This is a genomic window from Coprococcus sp. AF16-22 (genome assembly GCF_003461545.1).
Lineage (GTDB): Bacteria > Bacillota > Clostridia > Lachnospirales > Lachnospiraceae > Coprococcus > Coprococcus aceti.
Genome location: NZ_QTXH01000004.1, coordinates 215,183 through 235,702, shown reverse-complemented (window position 1 = coordinate 235,702; position 20,520 = coordinate 215,183). Strand labels below are relative to the sequence as shown.

Genomic DNA, 20,520 nt, shown 5'->3' with positions numbered 1-20,520 from the left:
AATAATTTCTTAATGTTCCTTACAAAAATTAAATAACATATAAACAAATAATAAAATAGTCCGGCCGGGTATTCCCCAATCGGACTATCGTATATATGTATTGCTCTGTACTATTTTACTTTTTTGACAACAAGACCTCTCACTACTTTATATCTTGAACCTGATATCTTAACTATACCGGTAACTTCTGTGGCGATCTTGCCCTTCTTCACATAGTAGTTCTTGTGATTCTTAGGACTCTTTACTATTCCCGTCTTGCCTGACTGGAATACACCCTTGTAGATATAGCATTTAGCACCTGTTGTGGTACTCTTGAAGAAGCCTGTATAACCTGACTGGATTATACCTTTCTTTACATAGTAATACTTCTTATTCTTAGTGCTTCTGACAAGGGCTGTCTTGCTCTCTGCAAATTTGCCCTTTATTATGAGACACTGCTGTCCCTTTGAATTTCTGTAGAAACCTGTGTATGCTGTATAAATCTTGCCATTCTTTACAAGATATGTTTTTCCCGTCTTAGGGCTCCTTACAAGTCCCTTGTATCCTGTCTTTACCACGCCATTTACAACATAGTAGTTGACTCCGGCACTCCTGACAAATCCTGTGTAATTCTCCTGAACCACGCCCTTCTTATAGAAGTAGGTCTTTCCATTCTCCTTCACAAGACCATTCTTGCTTGTATCAATAGAAGGAGTTGGGTCTGGTGTTGGATCTGGATCCGGTGTTGGTATTGGATCTGGTGTTGGATTCGGGTCCGGTGTCGGATCTGGGTCTGGTGTTGGATCTGGGTCCGGTGTTGGATCTGGATCCGGTGTTGGATCTGGATTTGGATCTGGTGTCGGTGTGATATCCGCATCCTTGTAGAGATATGCGTCATCCCATGTTCCCCATGCCTTACCTGATGCGGTTGCTCTCATTCCGACAACAACCTCTGTTGTCTCTTCCACTGTAAATCTAATCTCAGGATGCTGCCAGATTTTCCAGCCCTGTGGGACTGCAGGTGCGGATGCGAGTTCTGTATCTCCAGCTTTTGCATACACCTCATACACATCGTTATCTCCATTTGCACCGCCCTGAAGATATGCGCTGAACACATACTCTCCCGGCTCAAGTGTGATGGTCTGATATACATCATATGCAAAATCTGATGAATTGTAGTAGTGACCACAATATGCACCGTTTCTAAAATCTTCCTTTGTCTTGATTGCAAATCCCTTGCTTGTATCAGCGATGGTCCATCCCTCGTTTCCTGACTCAAATCCAGGATTTACAAGGATGTTCTCCTTTAATATTGTTACATTGCACTGAACCTCGACAGTCTCATCATTTACTGTCACAGTTCCCTTTACAGTACATGTTCCTGCACCGTAGTTCTTTACCTTCTCAAGCGCTCCATCCTCCCAGGTGATGTCTGCGCTCTCTGAATTGCCATCATTGTAAGCTACTGTTGCTGCAGTCGGCAGAGCTACATTTGCAATATCTGTTATCTCGATCTCAACATCATCAACTGTTATTGAGACTACCTCTCTCTTTGTCTTTGTTCCTGTGTGAACATAGGCAAATGTCTTGAGTGACTCAAGTGGGTGTCCTGTGAAGTCAAACAGTGCCTGGTTGTCAACTGCTGAACCGCCGTACCACTTGCCGGCGTCTGCTGCGTCGTACTCTCCTGCGTATGATGAAGCCCAGCCTGAACCGTACTTCTCCCATGCCTCCTTGTTGGCTGCAAGGACGTCTGCTGCATTCTCTGCAGATGAATCATACACATTTACAGGAAGCCATGCAGGCTCCCAATAGAATACACCGATTCCTGAAGAACCTGTATTCTTTACTGCTTTTATAACGGAGCTTATCTCATTGGCCTGTCCCTGAACTGATAAATCATAAGTTGTAGAATCATCTTTACCTTTTCTGACAGTATTTTCATGTCCATCTCCGTCATCCAGTGTATAGGCCCATGATGTCTCTGCCACCATGACAAGCTTGCCATATGTGTCTGCCACATTCTTGAGAACCGATGTGAGATTGTCTGTTGAGCCATGCCATACAGGATAGTATGATGATGCAAATACATCGTAGTCTACGTTGTATGTATTAAGTCTCTTTGCAAAATTTGCGTAATTGCCACTTCTCTCAGGATTGGTGAAATGGATGGCAACAAGGATATTCTTGTCGATGGCTCTCACTGCCTCACTTCCGGCGCTGAAGATCTTTGCCATGTTTTCCCAGTTCTTTGAAGTCTCACCACATATTCCGTTGGTCGTCTCGTTACCGATCTGAACCATGCCGACATCAACGCCAGCATCGAGCAGAGTCTTAAGGCTCTCTGATGTGTATGACTTAACTGCAGCTACCTTCTCGTCAAGAGTGAAGTCAGCCCAAGCCTTAGGCACCTGCTGTTTGCCAGGATCAGCCCAGAAATCCGAATAATGGAAATCCACAAGAAGCTTTATTCCGGCTGCTGTTGCATACTGTCCGATCTTCTTGGCTGTCTCCAAATCATTGTTACCGCCGCCGTAACCGTTTTTGTCTGCATCATATGGATCATTCCATACACGGACACGCACATAATTTATTCCACATGAAGCAAGGAACTTGAAGTATCCGATATCATCCAGCTCGTTGCCATCGAAATCATAATACTTAACTCCACTGTTCTTCAGTGACACATAGGATGATACGTCTACGCCCTCGATAAATGACTGCTTCTCTCCGTTCAGATCTGTGTATGTGAGATCACGCACGCGGTCCACATAAATTCCAGCCTCCACAGGCTCAACTACATCTTCCTCGTCTGTAAGCTTGCAGAGCTTTACATTGTCTATCTTGCCCCAATATCCCTTGGCAAGACTGCCCTTGAATGAAATGCTGACATCAGTTGTATCCTCAAGAACGAACTCTTCTGTCTCATTTGTCGCCCATGCATCCCATCCGGTCGTGGCTCCAACAGCCTGTGACTTATCAGCGACAGATACTGTGAGCCCTGTATCCTGGGCATCGCCCTCGACATCATACTCTAGCTTGTATGTTCCTGCAGGAACAGCCTCTACAGTCTGTGTGATGCTGACATCAGCCGCATCTGAAGCCCAGATATTCAGATAATATGTGGAGTTTACATTACTTCCACCATTTTTTACAACAAGCTCAGCTCCCGATTCACTCTCTATAGTCCAGTTACTGCTGTCACCTGTTTCAAAATCGCCATTTGCAACCTTGAGTGTGTCCACCCAGCTCTCCGCAGCCTTCGCTGTTATCAGTGAAGCTCCAGATCCAAAGATCTGCCCTACCATAAGCGCTCCTGCAAGAACTGCACAGCCAATCTGCTTTACAATTCTCTTTCTTCTCATATATGCCCTCCTAATAAGTATTATTACGCAGACGCATCCCAATGCGCTCCGCGCGGCGTCTGCATTATCACAAGGATTCCTCCTTGCAATAATAATGTTGATCAACAGTTGCGCAACCGTTTGTCCTCATACTGATATATTAACATATTTGAGTTCTGGTTACCATGTCGCTTGTAGACAATGTTTTTAAGAATTATTTGTGTATTTTGTATATGTCAAAGCGCAACTTAAGCGCAATTTGTGTGCAATTTTGTGCGCAACAGAATGATATTATGTTATGTATTTTCAAATATGCACAATAAATCCCAACGCTTACACAAAGAAAACGCCCTGTCCATGATATGTTATGTAAACTTCATATCATGAACAGAGCGTTTTAACGTATACACACTGTATTATTCTATAATGTAACCTGGAATGTGATGTATCCATCCCCGTCACATCTTGCTGTTATCCTGCCCTTGTGAGACTCAACTATCGATTTGGCGAGAGAAAGTCCTATTCCCGAACCTCCGGTCTCCGAATTTCTTGAGCTGTCAGGTCTATAGAATCTCTCAAACAATATATCCTGAGAGCCCTCTTCCATGCCATCTGTAAGGTTTTTGAGAACAAACTTCACCTTTCTGCCATCACGCTTCAAGGATATACTTATATCCGCTGATTCAACAGCATACTTCATGGCGTTATCCACCAGTATGCTTATGAGCTGCCTGATGGAATTCTCATCTCCGACATACTTTATTCCATCTTCGATATCCGCGCTGATCTTCTTGCCTCGAACCTCCGACAGAGACGAGAAATGATCTATCACCTCATACGCCACATCAGACAGATCAAACTTTGCCTTCTCCTTCGGTTCAGGATTCTCATCCAGTCTGGAGAGAGCCACCATCTGATTTGTGAGCGCTGTCAGTCTCTTGACCTGATCCCTGGTGTTCTTCGTCCATTCACTCTCACCGTTCACCATCTCTATGACCTCGGTATTTGCATCTATGATAGTTAGGGGTGTCTTGATCTCATGGCTTGCATCGGTGATAAACCGCTTCTGCTTGGCATAACTCTCAGCCACCGGCTTGAATATCTTCTTTGACCAGAACAGCACCAGCATGAACACCGCAAGGAATCCCAGAAGTGACACTCCTACACTGTATACCAACGTATTTCTGAACGACTCCAGCTCCTGACGGCAGTCGACAAATATTATCCTGGTTCCATCCTCACAGTCCGCTACCCTGTATCTGTATATATCCGTAAATCCACTGTCTGAACCGTCCCCAAGTATCTTCAAAGCATACGACTCGGCTTCCGATTCATCAACAGCAGCTATATTGTCAAGGCTGTAGGACTCAACAGCCCCATCACTTACGACCACAGAGAAATATCTTGTCTGAAATGGTGTCTCCGGTGAGAACTTATCATTGCTCTTGCCATCAGGCTTATCAGGTGGCTGGGAATCCGCATTGGTCTTAACCTTCTCTTTCAGAAAATCCCTGCGGTCAAACTGTCCATTATTATCCACCAGTTCACTTAAGGTATCATCCGCCCTTGAAACCATGCGGGCATAATTTGCTATGTTGAGAATGCTCATTATGACAAACAGCACTCCAAATGTGGATGCCATTGCCGCAAATATAAATCTTTTTCTCAGATTCTTTATCATGTTCTATCCTCTTCCTTATACTCAAGTGTGTATCCCTGATTTCTTACTGCCTTAATGGACACCCCTGAGCCTATCTGACCGAGTTTCTTCCTGAGATACGAGATATTGACCCACACAACACTGATCTCCGTATCCGTGTCATAGCCCCATATCTTCTCCATCATAAGCTCTGCTGATATTATCGCATTCTGATTTGCCATCAGCAGTTCCATGATCTGATATTCCTTGTTCTGCAGCTTTACGCTTCCACCAGATGAACTGAGCTCATAATTCAGGCTGTTTAACGTGCAGTCGCCATACTTCATCTCCGTGCTGACCGCCTCACTCTTTCTTCTGGTTATCGCGCGTATCCTTGCCAGGAGTTCTTTTGTCTCAAATGGCTTTGCAAGATAATCGTCCGCCCCCAGATCAAGGCCGTTGATCTTGTCATCAGTCTCAGCCTTGGCCGTGAGCATAATAACCGGAACATCGCAGCCCTCAGCCCTGATCTTTGACAACACGGTAAAGCCATCCATCTTTGGCATCATGACATCAAGTATGACTCCGTCATACACCCCTGCCATAATGTAATCATAGGCATCCTGTCCGTTATACACAGCATCCACTGAGTAATTGTTATGCTTCAATATAACCTGAAGCGCGCTTGAAAGCGCTTTCTCATCCTCCGCAAGAAGCAATCTCATAATCTTATCTCCGTCTCATATTATTATGGTCTCCACCAGATATCACGCAAACCATCTATAATTCGTATTATACCCCTCAAGCTTAAATAAAGCTTAAACCTTCATGACATCAACAATTGTCTGGACAAGTCTGTCTATATCTATAGGCTTGGCAAGATGGGCATTCATACTCGCTTCCCTGCCTCCACACCGTCAGGCATAAGGTCGACCAAAAGCCCGGATGCCGATTCTATGTGTCCCTGCTCGTTACTCAGCTCGTTTGCGATCATCTGAACCGCAATTACATAGATTATATTTTATACAGTGCTGGATATCAACAGAAACAGACAATAAAAAAGCCCCACGGCCAGCTCAAAAGCCAACCGCAAGGCAATTATTCATATATTCAGATACGGGATATGATTAAACGTTCATCTGCTTAGCAACCTCAGCTGCGAAATCCTCGTTCTTCTTCTCCATTCCCTCGCCAACCTCGAAACGAACGAACTTAGCGATCTTGAGATCCCTGTTAACTGACTCAAGGTACTTGGCAACTGTCTGCTTTCCATCCTCAGCCTTTACATATACCTGATCAAGAAGGCTTATCTCCTTAACCTGCTTTGAGATACGTCCCTCAACAAGACCACTGAATATCTTATCTGCAACAATTGCATCCTTATCAGCAATAGCAAGCTCTGCAAGCTGTGCCTTTGCCTCCTTTGAAAGGAAGTTGAATAAGAAGTTCATGTTGCTCTTCTTCTCTTCGTAGATAGCTACATCCTCTGCGCTCCATACGCCGTCAACAGCCTTTGCTATAAGCTTGTTAAGGATTGGCTTTGGAAGTGTATCAGGTGCATTGAGTGCACTATCAACTGTGATCTCCTTAAGCTTAGCCATAGCGTCTGCTGAGATGTCAGCTCTGCTGATGTACTGTGGGTTCATAGCTGCAATCTGCATAGCAACATTCTTGAGTGCTTCCTTAGCAGCATCATCGTTTGCACCGTTGCCAGCTACGATAACACCGATTCTACCATTGCCATGTAAGTAATCAACTACTACATCGCCTGTAACCTTCTCAAATCTACGGAATGATAACTTCTCGCCGATTGTTGCAGTCTTGTCAACAAGCTCTTCCTTAAGGCCATTCTCACCAAGAAGTGCCTCAACATCCTCGCCATCCTTGCCACCAACAAGTGATGAAGCAAGTGCCTGATCAGCTATCTGCTGAACAAATGTCTGGAATATCTCATTCTTAGCAACGAAATCTGTCTCTGAGTTAACCTCAACAACAACACCTGTTGTATCGTTAACTGCTGCACGGCAGATACCCTCTGCTGCGATTCTGCTTGCCTTCTTCTCAGCCTTAACTGCACCGCTCTTACGAAGTACATCTACTGCTGCTTCCATATTACCATCAGTCTCTGCAAGTGCCTTCTTGCAATCCATCATACCGGCACCTGTGAGCTCTCTTAACTCTTTAACCTGAGCTGCTGTGATTGCCATTTTATTTTACCTCCAAATTTGAATATTGACATATCATAATAATGGTTATGTCGTTTTATTAAAGCTTTTTCAGCCTGTATATGTCTCTTTAAAAGTCACGGGATAATACTTTTTATATTACCCCGTTACCTTTTATAATCATTTATTAATTATAATCAATGATGATCAATATCAACTACAGATTACTCCTCTGCAGCCTCCTCAGCCTCTGCCTCATCTACTGAATCAGCATCAACACCCTGCTGAGCCTCGATAACAGCGTCTGCCATCTTTGAAACGATAAGCTTTACAGCTCTGATAGCGTCGTCGTTACCAGGGATTACATAGTCAAGCTCCTCTGGATCACAGTTTGTATCAGCGATACCAACAAGCTTAATTCCAAGTGACTGAGCCTCCTGGATACATATTCTCTCCTTCTTAGGATCAACAACGAAGATCATGTCTGGGATTCTCTTCATGTTCTTGATACCGCCAAGATTCTTCTCGAGCTTCTCCATCTCCTTCTTGATCTGGATAACTTCCTTCTTAGGGAGAACGTCAAATGTACCGTCCTGCTCCATCTCCTCGTACTTCTTAAGAGTAGCGATTCTTGTCTGGATTGTCTTGAAGTTTGTAAGCATACCTCCAAGCCATCTCTCATTTACATAGTACATACCGCAACGCTCTGCCTCGCTCTTGATTGAGTCCTGAGCCTGCTTCTTTGTACCAACGAAAAGGATTGTTCCACCGTTTGCAACACAATCACCGATTGCATTGTAAGCATCGTCAACCATTCCTACTGACTTCTGAAGATCGATGATGTAGATACCATTACGCTCTGTGTAGATGTATGGCTTCATCTTAGGGTTCCATCTTCTTGTCTGGTGTCCGAAATGTACACCTGCCTCTAATAACTGCTTCATTGAAATAACGCTCATTTTTTCTACCTCCATGGTTAAAATCTTCTGCCGGCATCAACTCTTTGGACCACCCGAGCACAGGCACCACGCCAACTATCAACCAGCATGTATATTTGTTATGCGCACTCACGCAATCGACATTGTAACACAAAAAAAAAGTGCATTCAAGCACTTTTTTCTTGTGTTTTATATATTTTTATTTACTGATGACCTAAAAGGATCCACACTATTCCGCCATTTGTCTCATTTCCGGTAAATGTGTATGTTCCAGGTACAAGACTCTCAGAATATCCCGATCTGAGAAGCCAGTCGTAATACTCATCTGCATCCCTGATGCCTATCTGTCCAAGCAACTGGCATATCTCGTATGCTGATGTGCCGGCTCCAAATGTGATCTCCCCGCCGCCATTGTCATACTTGATGGCACTCGCTTTCACAGCCTCTGTCGCCGCCTCGGTAGTCTTATTTGTGCTGCTTCCTGAACCGGTCTGCGAATTCTTATCCTCTGTATAGCCGTTGTCCTTGGCAGATGGAACTCTCTCTGTCTTATCAGAAAGACCTCCGTTGTTATCTGTTGTGCCGGTTCCATTTGACTTGTCGGAGCTTCCGGTCGTACCACTGTTGCTTCCGCTGCCGCTCTCTGCATCGCTCTTGCCATTTTCTGACTTGCCTGTCTCTGTTGTAGTCTTATCGGCATTGGCACTCTTTTCCGTGGTTACTTTCTCTGTCGTTGTCTTTTCTGTCGTCTTATCCTCGGTCTTCTTCTCTGTTGTTGTCTCTGTGGAAGAATCCTCTGTGCTCTTATCCTGCTGCTGACTTACGACCGCCGTCTTGCCCTGACCTGAATCAGTTTTTCCGGCATTTCCAAAATTAAACGCAACAGTCATGGTAAGTGCTCCTATCACCAGCCCTGTACCAAGGCCTCTGAAATAACTTTTTTTATACATAGCTTACCTCCCGGACTGATTACTGTTTGTCAGCCTCATTGATCTTGTCTATCATAACCTTAGCCTCTCCAACTCCTATTCCAAGTTTGTTTGCGATCTCCATGATGCTGAGTCCCTTCTTGTGCAGATCTGCAACCTGTGACTCTACATCTGTGCCTTCATCCCATATATCAACAACCTTGTTCTGAGCGGCTTTCTTCTTTTTTCTCTTCTTTGAACGATTGTTTCTAGATCTGGCAGCATTGTTATTCTCAGCGATCGCTGCGGCTGCCTTCTCAGGATTTTCAGCCTCTACCACTGTAAATGCACTGTCTGTTACCGGTGCATTCTCCACACTGACTGCTTTCTCGGCAGCCTCTGCATCTGCAACAGCCTCAGTGCTGCTCTCTGACTCGGTATTCTCTTTCTGCGCTTCACCCTCGGATGTATCCGACTTATAATTGTCAGCGATACCGTCTGTCTTTACGTCATCTGCTGCTTCAGCATCAGCTTTAGTCTCAGCTCCATCTGCTGTCTCTGTCTTATCTGCTGCCTGAGAATCATTTTCTGACTGAGCTTTCTCTGCATCCGGCTCAGTCTTCTCTGATCCGTTATCTGCCTCCGCAGGCTCTGACTCGGAAGTCTCTACAGTCTCAGGCTCATCGTATGTCACAGGCTCTTTCTCGCTGGTGTCATCCGGATCATATGCCTCGTATGCATCCTTAAGGCTCTGGTTGATGTAATCTATCATCTGCTTCTTGGCCTTCTCTGACAACTGTTTCTCACAAGCCTCAAGCTCTGTCTGCATCTTCTTCTTTGCAGCCTCTATACCCTCCTCGTATGCCTTGACTGCATCATCTATCTTCTTCTGGGTATCAGCCTGGGCTGTCTCATTTGCCTTGACTGTGCCGGCTCTGAATTCATCCAGCTCCTTCCTTGTGCTGTCCATGAGCTCACTCATTTCCTTCTTTGAACTCTCTCTCATCTCAGCAAGCTCTTTTTTCGATGACTCCCTGACCTCATCAAGGCCCTTTTTCATGTCTGATTTCACAGCTTCGCCCTGTTTCTTCAGCTCATTCTTCTTCTTCTCTACAAGGCTGTCACAATACTCATCAAGCTTCTTCTCCAGATTCTCCCTGCTTTCATCCATCACAGAATTCTCTGTATTCTCTTTTGGACCGTCAGTGAGGAAAAAGCTTACTATCACTATCGCTACACCTACTATCAATGTCACTATTGCCGGTATCATATACGTCTCTCCTTTTCGATATATTTATAATTCTGTTCTCAGGCATTCTTCAGTTCATCAAACACCACATCATTCAGCACTTTTATGTACGTGCCCTTCATTCCCGATGATCTCGCCTCGATAACACCTGCGCTCTCAAACTTTCTGAGTGCGTTCACTATAACCGATCTTGTTATGCCTACCCTGTCTGCGACCTTGCTTGCCACCAGTATTCCCTCTTCTCCGTCAAGCTCGGAAAAAATGTGTTTGATCGCCTGCAGCTCTGAAAACGACAGAGTGTTGATCGCTGATCTCACTATGGCCAGCTTGCGGTTCTCCTCAGCATTCTCCTCATTGAGCGCCCGCATCATCTCAAGTCCCACAACGGTGGTTCCATATTCGCCAAGAATGATGTCATCTATATCGTACTCAGTCTGAAGTCTGTACAGAAACAGAGTTCCAAGTCTCTCTCCTGCTATATCAATAGGAAGGAGCAGACCATGATACTTGTCTATATCCTTTCCATCAAATCCAAGTGTCGTCAGATTAACATTCTCCTTAGTGGACAGGACGAGAAGAAGACGTTCGTTGAGCATGTTGTCTATGAGACTTCCTACCTTACCCTCAATGAGCTCATGGATCTCCGGAATATCCTCTCTGTTCTTGAGTCCGAGTATCTTGCCCTTCTTGCTTATTACCATCACGTTTGAAGCAAGAATGTCGCTGAGCACATCACAAATGTCATTAAAAACAACCTTATGTGAATTGTTATTGTGCAATAACTTGTTGATTTTTCGTGTTTTATCTAACAATTGTACACTCATAAGTTATCCTCCATTTTTTTATGTAACAAAAAGTATCTTTTGCTCGAAATATTATGACTATTTGTGATTCTACCACAACAAGATTGACATAACAACCATATTTTATGTAAAGTTGTCCTAAAAACAAAGATTTAAGAAAGTGTTGATTTTACTGGATTTTTCAGCCACAACATATAGTGGTCAGTCTTTTTTTCGACACAATTTTAATAATTATGACAACCATACACTTCTTTTAATTTTTCTACAATTCAACAAAAAAACAGACAAATTCACTAATTGTCTCCAATTAGGAATCTGTCTGTCACATATCTTATATCTTAATTATTTATCAGCAGTCTCCGCCGCCTTGTTGTTGCAGGTATAACCACACTCCTGATCTGAGCATACCAGCTTATTGCCCTTTACTATCATGTACTTTCCACATTCAGGACATTTCTCATTGCTTGGCATTGCCCATGACATGAAATCACACTCAGGTGCATTGATACATCCATAGTATCTTCTGCCCTTTCTCGTCGTCTTGATGACCACGTCTCCGCCACACTTAGGACAGGTAACACCTATCTTCTCGTAGAACGGCTTTGTAAATCTGCACTCAGGGAATCCAGGACACGCCAGGAATTTGCCGTGAGGACCATACTTGATGACCATGTTTCGTCCGCACACGTCACACACTTCCTCGGACACCTCATCCTCTATCTTGATGGACTCAAGTTCTGCCTCCGCCTTCTTCACCGCCTCGTCGAGATCCGGATAGAAATTGCGGACAACCACTTTCCAGTCCACGGTTCCCTCTCCTATCTTATCGAGAAGGGACTCCATGTTAGCCGTGAAATTCACATCTATGATAACCGGGAACGCCTGCTCCATGCTCTGGTTAACCGCATCACCTATGGCTGTCACATATAACTTCTTCTGTTCCTTCGTTATATATCTTCTCGCAAGTATGGTCGATATGGTTGGAGCATAGGTACTTGGTCTTCCAATTCCAAGCTCCTCCAATGTCTTGACAAGCAATGCCTCTGTATATCTTGCAGGCGGCTGTGTAAAATGCTGTTTCTCCTCAAGGCCGTCAAGCTCCAGCACATCGCCCTCAGCAAGATTGTTGATTCCCGCAACTGTCTCTCCTCTGTCATTGTCCAGATTGTATACAGCAAGGAATCCGTCAAATGCTATCTTTGATGCGGATGTCTGGAATGTCGCATCGCCGCAGCTTACCTTTACACTCTTGACAGAATATACCGCCCCCGCCATCTGGCTTGCAAGGAAACGATTATATATGAGCTGATACAGTCTGAACTGATCCCTTGAGAGCTGTTCCTTTACCATGACCGGTGACAGAGTCACATCTGTAGGTCTGATAGCCTCATGAGCATCCTGTATCTTCTTGTCTGTCTTGGCGCGTCCATTTGAATCGCCAATATATATCTCACCGAAATTGTCCGTTATATATTTGTCAGCAGCAGCAACTGCTTCCTCTGATATTCTAGTGGAATCTGTTCTCAGGTATGTTATGAGACCTATCGTTCCACGGCCCTTGATATCAACTCCCTCATAGAGCTGCTGTGCGATCCTCATCGTCTTGGATGTCGCAAAATTGAGCTTCGATGAAGCCTCCTGCTGCAACGTACTTGTTGTAAATGGCAGCGGTGCCTTCTTGTTTCTCTCACTCTCTTTTATGGACTTTACAACGTACTCTCCATCTTGAAGACCGCTGAGTATCTCATCGAGGGCCGCTCTGCCTGATATCTCTTCCTTATTCTTACCATCTCCGGTAAACTTGAACGTGATAGGCTTCTTGAGCTTGCCGCCGGTCAGATTCGCGTCCAGTGTCCAGTATTCCTGCGGGATAAAATCATTTATCTCCTTCTCCCTGTCACACACGAGCTTGAGTGCAACAGACTGTACACGTCCGGCAGAAAGACCTCTCTTGATCTTTGCCCAGAGAACCGGGCTGATCTTGTAACCAACAAGTCTGTCGAGCACTCGTCTCGCCTGCTGGGCATCCACAAGGTTCATATCTATGTCCCTTGCCTGCTTTATAGAATTCTTTACCGCATTCTTTGTAATCTCATTGAACGTAATTCTCTTGTAATCCTTATTCTCCAGCTTAAGTGCTTTCATCAAATGATAGGATATAGCCTCTCCCTCACGGTCCGGGTCAGTTGCGAGATAGATCTTGTCGGCCTTCTTAACCGCTTTTCTCAGAGCGGCAAGAATATCACCTTTACCCCTTATAGTGATATATTTGGGCTCGAAATCATTATCAACGTCTATTCCCATCTGACTCTTTGGCAGATCTCTCACATGGCCATTCGAAGCAATCACCTCATAGTTTGATCCAAGAAACTTTTTTATTGTCTTAGCTTTAGCTGGAGACTCAACAATAACAAGATTTTTTGCCATAGCTATCTGTCCTTTCTGTAGGTTTCCTGTAATTCTTATCATCCCAGAGCATCTTCCGACAGTGTTCATTTTCATGGTCAGGCTCTGACATAATAATTTCTTACCAACTGTTTTATCAATCTTTTCTGTTCTAATTCATACAATATCTGAGTCACCTCAGACACTGAAATCCCAGTCTCGAAGCATATATCATCTATATGCCTTGATTCCAAACGTACACAACTATACACTTTTTTCTCTGCAGGCGCAAGTAAATTTTTGTTAAACGCCTTTGATTCAGCTCGGTTTATGCCCATTTCATCAAGTATATCCTCCACCTGTGTGACACACACCGCCCCCATTCTGATAAGTCCGTTACAGCCTCTGCTGCCCGAATCCGTGATCCTCCCGGGAACAGCATACACTTCCCGCCCCTGCTCCAGCGCCTGGTCCGCAGTGATCAGAGAACCGCTTTTTTCCCTCGCCTCAACGATGAGCACACCGGACGAAAGTCCACTGATTATCCTGTTCCTGTACGGGAATCTGAAAGCATCCGGTCTTATGTCAAGCCCACATTCCGACAGCACTACTCCGCCGCCATTTCTTATGTCGTGATATATATCATAGTTCTCCCTCGGATACGGAACATTTATACCACTTCCGAGCACAGCCACAGTCTTTCCTCCGGCCTTCATGGCAGCTCTGTGCGCAGCGCCATCTATTCCCAGTGCCATTCCACTGACTATAGTAACCCCTGATGCTGCAAGCTCCCCCGACAGCCTGTCGGCAGCTTCCCTTCCGTACACAGAGGCCTTTCTTGCCCCTACCACCGCAACCGCAGGGTCCAGATCCGCCAGCACATCCACATCCCCTGCTGCAAACAGAAGCATTGGGGGATCCGGTATATCATACAGCTTCCCGGGATACAGCTTATGTCCCGGATAAATATATGAAATATCATTTCTTCGAAGCTCCTCTGCATATGCCACAACTTTCCCGGCATCCCTGTATTCAAGGAATCCGTCAGCCTGAGCCTGTGTGAGTTCATCCCGAAGCTGTTCCTCAGAAGTGTTCCACAGTCCTCTTATACCTCCGTATTTCATGGCAACGTTCATCTTCACAGTGTGAGTCATCCTGCTTATCATCCCAAACCAGAGATAAAGTAATTCCTCCGTCATGTCACACACCTCCCTGAATGTCCGCATTTCTGAAGAACACCGCTTCTCTCATGTGTTTTATCCCGACCTCAGGATCTCCATCGAGATCCGCAATAGTCCTGGCTATCTTGAGTACCCTGTATGCTCCTCTCGCAGTCATATCCATATCGGCAAAACAGTTCTCCATGAAATTCTTTGCCTCGCCGTCAAGTACTACATATTTACTGCATAATGCCGAATCCATCTGGGAATTGAACCGTATATTTTCACCGCTGAACCTTTCACTCTGTATCCTCTGGGTCCTCAGCACACTCTCCCTCATTTCTGCTGAATTCTTCCCTGTCCGGCCACCAAATAACTGTCTGCAGTCCACCTTCCTAACATCCACATTTATATCTATCCTGTCAAGCAGAGGCTTGCTTATCCTGGCATTATAATTCCTGATCTGCCTGACCGTGCATGTACACCTGTTCATATCCGGGTACTGTCCGCAGGGGCATGGATTTCTCGCCGCAACCAGCATGAAGTCCGCAGGAAATCTGTATATTCCACCAAGCCTTGATATACTGACCTCACCGTCCTCAAGGGGCTGTCTCATGACCTCGAGCACGTTCCGGTTAAACTCCGGCAGCTCATCGAGAAACAGCACACCACCGTGTGCAAGACTTATCTCTCCTGGTCTCGGATTATGCCCGCCGCCGGACAGGGCATGCAGGGATATCGTATGATGAGGTGCCCGGAATGGACGGCGGTTTATTATATGACAGGATTCATCCAGAAGCCCCGCCACACTGTACACCTTCGTTATCTCTATACTCTCCTCAAGGCTGAGTCTCGGAAGTATCGTCGGGATACGTCTGGCTATCATGGATTTGCCTGCCCCGGCGGGGCCTGTCATGAGTATGTTGTGCATTCCCGCCGCGGCTATCTCCACTCCACGTTTAAGGGATTCATGCCCCATTACCTCAGAGAAATCCACTTCAGCTTCATCCCCTGACGTATCCAGCATGGCTTCTACATCAACATATTCAGGCTCTATGGTCTGTATACCACTCAAGTGATCGACCAGCTCTCCTATACTTGTGACCGGTATAACAGTCATCCCACGTATAATGGCGGCCTCCCTGGAATTCCCCGCCGGCACTATACAGCTCCTCACACCTTCGCTGTACGCAGAGTGAACTATGGACAGCACACCGCTCACCGTATTCACATGTCCATCAAGCCCCAGCTCTCCAAGGATAAGTATGTTCTTTATATTGTCTGTTGGAATAACGCCCATGGACGCCAGCATACCCGCTGCGATGGGCAGATCGAAGGCAGTGCCTTCCTTTCTGATATCCGCCGGAAAGAGATTGATCGTTATTCTCTTCGGAGGAATGTTGAAACCAGAATTGCGCAGTGCAGTCCGGACCCGTTCTCCTGCTTCCTTCACGCAGGAGGACAGGTATCCGACCATATTCATAACGGGAAGCCCATCGTGTATATCCGTCTCCACTGATATGAGCGTCCCGTCGATTCCCTGTACAAGTCCACTTAATACTTTACTATACATAAGCAAGTGCTCCTTCCCGCTCTGCCGAGCAGCCTCTCCATCGGAGCACATATTACACTAAAAAGGATATCCCATAATCAAACACAAGTCAAACTCCATTTTGTATACCTGTTTGGAATATCATATCCTTGACTTTTTCCTTTTTCTGCTGCCCTTAACCAGCTTCACCGAAGCCACCTTAAGCAGCACAAATGATGCTGCGAGATTCACACACACTGAGATCACGGCCATATGATCCACCACGAAATTCGTGTATTTACCGTATCCCGTCATGGTTTCCACCACAGATTCATTCTCGAGCAATCTGACGAAATTTTCTGCTATCCATATGGCAGGATTGACTGCATAGCAAACTGCCTTTCCCATCATATAAGCAGCATAACTGCTTCTTGAACCGTCCGACATATACATCATGGATTCAAAAACTTTTCCTATCGCACATGATAAAAACACAACAGTGGCTATAGTCACTATGGTTGATATGGCTGCCGACACAGAAGTTCTCTTCACGCAGGAGTAAAATATTCCGATACTACCAACGTATATATCTATAAAGAGAACCATTCCAAGGTATTTGAACAGTTCGTCCCAGCCCATTCCTCCAACTATGAATGCAACCGCCATAAACGGAAGAGTTGCTATGACATACATTGCCGTGGTGGCAACTGCCGACAGGAGCTTTCCGGCAACTATCGATATAGGTCTTACCGGAGTCGTCAGCATGATCTCAAGCGTCTGTCTCTCCCTCTCACCGGATATCGAGGTGGATGTGATTATCGGAACTATGAGTCCTATTATGCACAGCTCACACACCGCAAGCACAGGAAACATCTGTGCAATATTTGAATAATATACCTGATATGCTGAGCCTCTGCTCGTCATGAAGAGCATTCCGACAACCAGCGCAAACAGGCAGTTGATGAGTGTTATCGTCACGACCATTCTGGCACTTCTCGCATTTACCAGAATATCCTTCTTCAATATGGGATTAATAATTGTTCTTCGCGCCACGATTCTCACCTCCCGTAATCTTAAGGAACAGGGATTCCAGATCTTCCTTCTCCCTGAAAAACTGATGAACGTGCACACCGTTGTCCACAAGACTTCTGAGAAGCTCGGCGTCAGACTCCCTCGTGCCTGAATAATAGACAAGAATTTCTCCATCTTGTATACTTATGCGATCCACATTGAATCTTTCCTTCACAATGACAGATATCCTGTTGGCTGAGGCCTCCGCATCAAGTCCCAACATATATCCCTTTATCCTTACAGGAGGCATGTTCTTATCACCATTTACAATCTCATCCACGCTTCCGCTGGCCACTATCTTTCCGTGGTCTATGACACCTATACTCGTACACATCTCTGAAAGCTCCGGCAGAATATGCGAGCTTATCACAATGGTCTTGCCCATCTCCTTCAGATCACGCAGTATATTCTTCATATCATGTCTTGACCTTGGATCCAGACCCGAACTCGGCTCATCGAGCACCAGAAGCTCGGGATCATGTATGAGCGCTCTTGCTACACAGAGTCTCTGCTTCATACCTCTTGAAAGGCTGTCGACGAACTCGTCCTTTTTATCCTGAAGGGCGACAAGCTCCAGATATTTATCTGCGACATTCTCCACTTCCCGCTTGCTCATGCCGTACATGGAGCCATAAAAATCCATGTACTCCATGACCTTCAGATTGTCGTACACACCGAAAAAGTCAGGAACATATCCTATCTTCCGTTTCACATCCGCAGGTCTGCCAAGTGCGTCTACACCGTCTATGGTGACCTTTCCCGATGTGGCTTTAAGGAGTCCGCACATGATCCTCATGGTTGTCGTCTTACCGGCACCATTTGGTCCGACAAATCCGAATATCTCGCCCTTATCAATATGAAGGTTCATATGATCGAGCGCAACAAACTTTCCATATCTCTTGGTGAGTTCTTCTATATCAACCATTACCGGACACCTCCCCTCGCACTGATATGTGGAAGATAACTGTCCACATAATAATCTCCCTGCTGAGGAGATATAAATCTCATAGCCAGGCATCCGTCCGACATATATTTGTCAAGTTCCTGCCCCTTTATGATCGTCTGTCCATCGGCAAATACCGTGTCATATTCGCCGGTCTCTCTGTTGAGCATCTGCACTACGACCTTGTTCTTGCCGCTTCCCGTCTGAGTCTTATCGTATATCAGTTCCGTTATATCATCATTCTTGCCAAATCTGATGTTAACGTCCACGGTTTCAGAATACATCAACAGATCGTCATCACCATAATCTGATCCGCCGATTCCATTCTCATCCCTGTCATAAATGCTGTAATAATAAACTCCATCCACATCCTCATATTTTAGGGTATCTATGTCGTATACCATATAACTGCCATAATTTTCCGTATTGGCATCACTCATCATATCCGGATCCCGCTGTATGGTTCCCCACACAGCCACAACGCCGTCATCTGCAGCGAGTCTACTGTACTGGGCAAGCCGGAGCTGCATGTAATAATTTCTGGACCATTCCGCCGACGATTCATCATCTCCGAAATAATCCTCACCATACTTCTTCGTGTAATATGATCTCATTCCGTCAAGTATGGAGCCGCCGTCAAATTTGTGGGTATTCTTCCTGCTTATCCGTATGGTATCTCCCGCTCTCAGGACATCAGCAACGTAATAATATCCCTCGGACATGACCACAAGATTCTCCACATCGTACGAGGTGTCATTTGTCAATGTTCCCTCAAAGCCATCTGTATATAATGTCAAATTCTTCCGAATCCTTCCAATATCGTTGCTTCCAGCAAAGCTTGCATTAGCTGATATAGTGCCAAATGAACGATTGCTGTAATAATTCAGTGTAACGCCATCTTTTCCATCATTTTTTACCGCATTGAGATTGTCATAAAAGCTGGATCCCATGGAATCATCCATCTCGATGTTGGAATATTTGCTGTTGATGTCTATCTTGTATTGGCCTGATCTGCCGCCTATTATATATGAATATGCATCCTCCCGCTTGGTATCACCGCTTATATCCGCAGCCACAAATGTAAGTCCGATAGGCTTTGTAACTCTGTACTTGAGGCTTACCATATATATGGCACCTGTACCGATAATTGCACATACCGGGATAACTCCCCATATGAGCTCCTTCTTTTTGAGCCTGCTGAGGACGATGTACGCCACAGGACCACACACAATGATATATATGATCAGCACGAGCATAATGACAACAGGTGACGGGGTGCTTCTCTTGTTGGCTGCATTTGCCACATCATATCCATAATATGTGCCACCATAATACCAGCCTCCATCGATCCATTTCTGTGTCATATCCGTAAAGCCTGCCTCCAGAGCAGCCTGCGCCTGGGCAGTCTTATCCTTCTCATCCGTCTGTGCAAGCGAATACGGGAGCACCACTATCCTGCCATATCCCATATTCAGATAGGACCCATCTGAGCCGTCCAGCTCATGAACCTTCTGTGTGTCATTCACAGCGGAGACAAAATCGCCGTCAAAGCTGCTGAGTTCATTTTCACCTGACGATTTTGCCAGTATCATAGCTCCACCACTGTACACCCATTGTTTTATGGCAGCACTCTGCTTCTCTGACAATCCCGACAGATCATAATCATCCACCAACAGGTACTCTATAGCCTCCAGTCCCTCCTCGGACTCAGGAATGTCTGAGGGTGATAATGCAACAGTCTCTACCTTTGCATTATCATACACATTGTCCATGGAGACATCCTCTATATAAGACATGGCATCCTGTCTGTCACTCATCACGCCCACCGCAACTACCATATCATTGCCCTCTATACTCAGTGAATCCCGCTCTGAGTACACCAGCTCTCCGTCACTGTCCTTGATCTCAACCTTTGCTATACCGGAGCCCATATTATCGACACAGAATTCCAGCTCTGTATTTTCTCCTGCCTTTAATTCCACATCTCTGGCATATGTCATATTCTTCGTGCCAAAGCCTTCGGAATAGCTCGTCTGTACAGACACATTTCCCGCAAAATCTGTGTCGCACACAATATCCAGCCTGATAACACTGCCTCTGTCATTTACCGCATATCCATTGAGTCCATACTTTAGCTGTATATCAAAATCAGGGTTATTTTCAATTATCCTCTGTTCAACCCGTCCATATGCACTATCTGTGTTCGTTTCCGCCATAGCTGGACAGATCATACCTCCAAGCAGCATAAGTGCAACCGCACCGCCACACGCAAGTTTCGCCGATCTGATCATAAGTCTTTCCTTCCAATTTGACTTTATTTTTTACACTAAACTTATAATAAATTCTGCTGGTAAATAACGCAACTTACACTTTCGTAAGGACACGTCAAAGCTCTTCCGGCATTC

The 20,520-nt window shown here is 45.3% G+C and carries 14 protein-coding genes; all 14 read right to left on the bottom strand.

Annotation, left to right across the window (positions count from 1 at the left end; translation table 11 throughout):
• Window positions 1-110: 110 nt before the first annotated feature.
• The 14 genes from DWW60_RS13820 to DWW60_RS06965 all read right to left on the bottom strand — a co-directional run bounded on the left by DWW60_RS13820 (window position 111) and on the right by DWW60_RS06965 (window position 20,406).
• Window positions 111-3,344, bottom strand: coding sequence for a glycosyl hydrolase 53 family protein (locus tag DWW60_RS13820; RefSeq protein ID WP_117874770.1), 3,234 nt, complete (start codon window positions 3,342-3,344; stop codon window positions 111-113).
• A 400-nt stretch (window positions 3,345-3,744) separates the two neighbouring features.
• Window positions 3,745-5,004 carry a sensor histidine kinase gene (locus DWW60_RS07025; protein WP_022216099.1) on the bottom strand — a complete coding sequence of 420 codons (1,260 nt, stop codon included), beginning with the start codon at window positions 5,002-5,004 and terminating at the stop codon, window positions 3,745-3,747.
• Window positions 5,001-5,687: a response regulator transcription factor gene (locus DWW60_RS07020; RefSeq protein WP_117874768.1), complete on the bottom strand. Its 687-nt coding sequence runs from the start codon at window positions 5,685-5,687 to the stop codon at window positions 5,001-5,003. Before DWW60_RS07020 ends, DWW60_RS07025 begins: the two co-directional genes overlap by 4 nt.
• A 402-nt stretch (window positions 5,688-6,089) precedes the next feature.
• A complete protein-coding gene (gene tsf / locus DWW60_RS07015) occupies window positions 6,090-7,169 on the bottom strand; it encodes a translation elongation factor Ts (protein WP_117874766.1) in 1,080 nt (359 codons plus the stop codon).
• A 182-nt stretch (window positions 7,170-7,351) separates the two neighbouring features.
• Window positions 7,352-8,086, bottom strand: a complete 735-nt coding sequence (rpsB, locus tag DWW60_RS07010) for a 30S ribosomal protein S2 (protein ID WP_015533520.1) — start codon at window positions 8,084-8,086, stop codon at window positions 7,352-7,354.
• A gap of 182 nt (window positions 8,087-8,268) precedes the next feature.
• Window positions 8,269-9,015 carry a hypothetical protein gene (locus DWW60_RS07005; RefSeq protein WP_117874763.1) on the bottom strand — a complete coding sequence of 249 codons (747 nt, stop codon included), beginning with the start codon at window positions 9,013-9,015 and terminating at the stop codon, window positions 8,269-8,271.
• Window positions 9,016-9,034: 19 nt separating this feature from the next.
• On the bottom strand, window positions 9,035-10,243 hold the full coding sequence (locus DWW60_RS07000) for a DUF6115 domain-containing protein (RefSeq protein ID WP_117874761.1): 1,209 nt from the start codon (window positions 10,241-10,243) through the stop codon (window positions 9,035-9,037).
• A gap of 38 nt (window positions 10,244-10,281) precedes the next feature.
• Window positions 10,282-11,046 (bottom strand): GTP-sensing pleiotropic transcriptional regulator CodY, encoded by a 765-nt coding sequence (gene codY, locus DWW60_RS06995; protein WP_022216094.1) that lies wholly within the window; start codon window positions 11,044-11,046, stop codon window positions 10,282-10,284.
• Between the two features lie 321 nt (window positions 11,047-11,367).
• Window positions 11,368-13,452, bottom strand: coding sequence for a type I DNA topoisomerase (gene topA / locus DWW60_RS06990; protein WP_117874793.1), 2,085 nt, complete (start codon window positions 13,450-13,452; stop codon window positions 11,368-11,370).
• A gap of 77 nt (window positions 13,453-13,529) precedes the next feature.
• Window positions 13,530-14,609 (bottom strand): DNA-processing protein DprA, encoded by a 1,080-nt coding sequence (gene dprA, locus DWW60_RS06985; protein WP_055144090.1) that lies wholly within the window; start codon window positions 14,607-14,609, stop codon window positions 13,530-13,532.
• A gap of 1 nt (window position 14,610) precedes the next feature.
• Entirely contained in the window at window positions 14,611-16,143 is a 1,533-nt protein-coding gene (locus DWW60_RS06980; protein WP_055144088.1) for a YifB family Mg chelatase-like AAA ATPase, read from the bottom strand.
• Between the two features lie 120 nt (window positions 16,144-16,263).
• On the bottom strand, window positions 16,264-17,154 hold the full coding sequence (locus DWW60_RS06975; RefSeq protein WP_055144086.1) for an ABC transporter permease: 891 nt from the start codon (window positions 17,152-17,154) through the stop codon (window positions 16,264-16,266).
• Window positions 17,132-18,097, bottom strand: coding sequence for an ABC transporter ATP-binding protein (locus tag DWW60_RS06970; RefSeq protein ID WP_015533529.1), 966 nt, complete (start codon window positions 18,095-18,097; stop codon window positions 17,132-17,134). The genes DWW60_RS06975 and DWW60_RS06970 overlap by 23 nt, the downstream gene beginning before the upstream one ends.
• A complete protein-coding gene (locus DWW60_RS06965) occupies window positions 18,097-20,406 on the bottom strand; it encodes a hypothetical protein (protein ID WP_117874759.1) in 2,310 nt (769 codons plus the stop codon). The genes DWW60_RS06970 and DWW60_RS06965 overlap by 1 nt, the downstream gene beginning before the upstream one ends.
• Window positions 20,407-20,520 lie beyond the last annotated feature (114 nt).

What these genes read in the sequence shown, in the direction of transcription:
- DWW60_RS07020 (WP_117874768.1), bottom strand. Translation starts at nt 5,687, where the DNA reads ATGAGATTGCTTCTTGCGGAGGATGAGAAAGCGCTTTCAAGCGCGCTT.
- topA (WP_117874793.1), bottom strand. Translation starts at nt 13,452, where the DNA reads ATGGCAAAAAATCTTGTTATTGTTGAGTCTCCAGCTAAAGCTAAGACA.
- DWW60_RS06970 (WP_015533529.1), bottom strand. Translation starts at nt 18,097, where the DNA reads ATGGTTGATATAGAAGAACTCACCAAGAGATATGGAAAGTTTGTTGCG.
- tsf (WP_117874766.1), bottom strand. Translation starts at nt 7,169, where the DNA reads ATGGCAATCACAGCAGCTCAGGTTAAAGAGTTAAGAGAGCTCACAGGT.
- dprA (WP_055144090.1), bottom strand. Translation starts at nt 14,609, where the DNA reads ATGACGGAGGAATTACTTTATCTCTGGTTTGGGATGATAAGCAGGATG.
- DWW60_RS07000 (WP_117874761.1), bottom strand. Translation starts at nt 10,243, where the DNA reads ATGATACCGGCAATAGTGACATTGATAGTAGGTGTAGCGATAGTGATA.
- DWW60_RS06980 (WP_055144088.1), bottom strand. Translation starts at nt 16,143, where the DNA reads ATGTATAGTAAAGTATTAAGTGGACTTGTACAGGGAATCGACGGGACG.
- rpsB (WP_015533520.1), bottom strand. Translation starts at nt 8,086, where the DNA reads ATGAGCGTTATTTCAATGAAGCAGTTATTAGAGGCAGGTGTACATTTC.
- DWW60_RS07005 (WP_117874763.1), bottom strand. Translation starts at nt 9,015, where the DNA reads ATGTATAAAAAAAGTTATTTCAGAGGCCTTGGTACAGGGCTGGTGATA.
- DWW60_RS07025 (WP_022216099.1), bottom strand. Translation starts at nt 5,004, where the DNA reads ATGATAAAGAATCTGAGAAAAAGATTTATATTTGCGGCAATGGCATCC.
- codY (WP_022216094.1), bottom strand. Translation starts at nt 11,046, where the DNA reads ATGAGTGTACAATTGTTAGATAAAACACGAAAAATCAACAAGTTATTG.
- DWW60_RS06965 (WP_117874759.1), bottom strand. Translation starts at nt 20,406, where the DNA reads ATGATCAGATCGGCGAAACTTGCGTGTGGCGGTGCGGTTGCACTTATG.
- DWW60_RS13820 (WP_117874770.1), bottom strand. Translation starts at nt 3,344, where the DNA reads ATGAGAAGAAAGAGAATTGTAAAGCAGATTGGCTGTGCAGTTCTTGCA.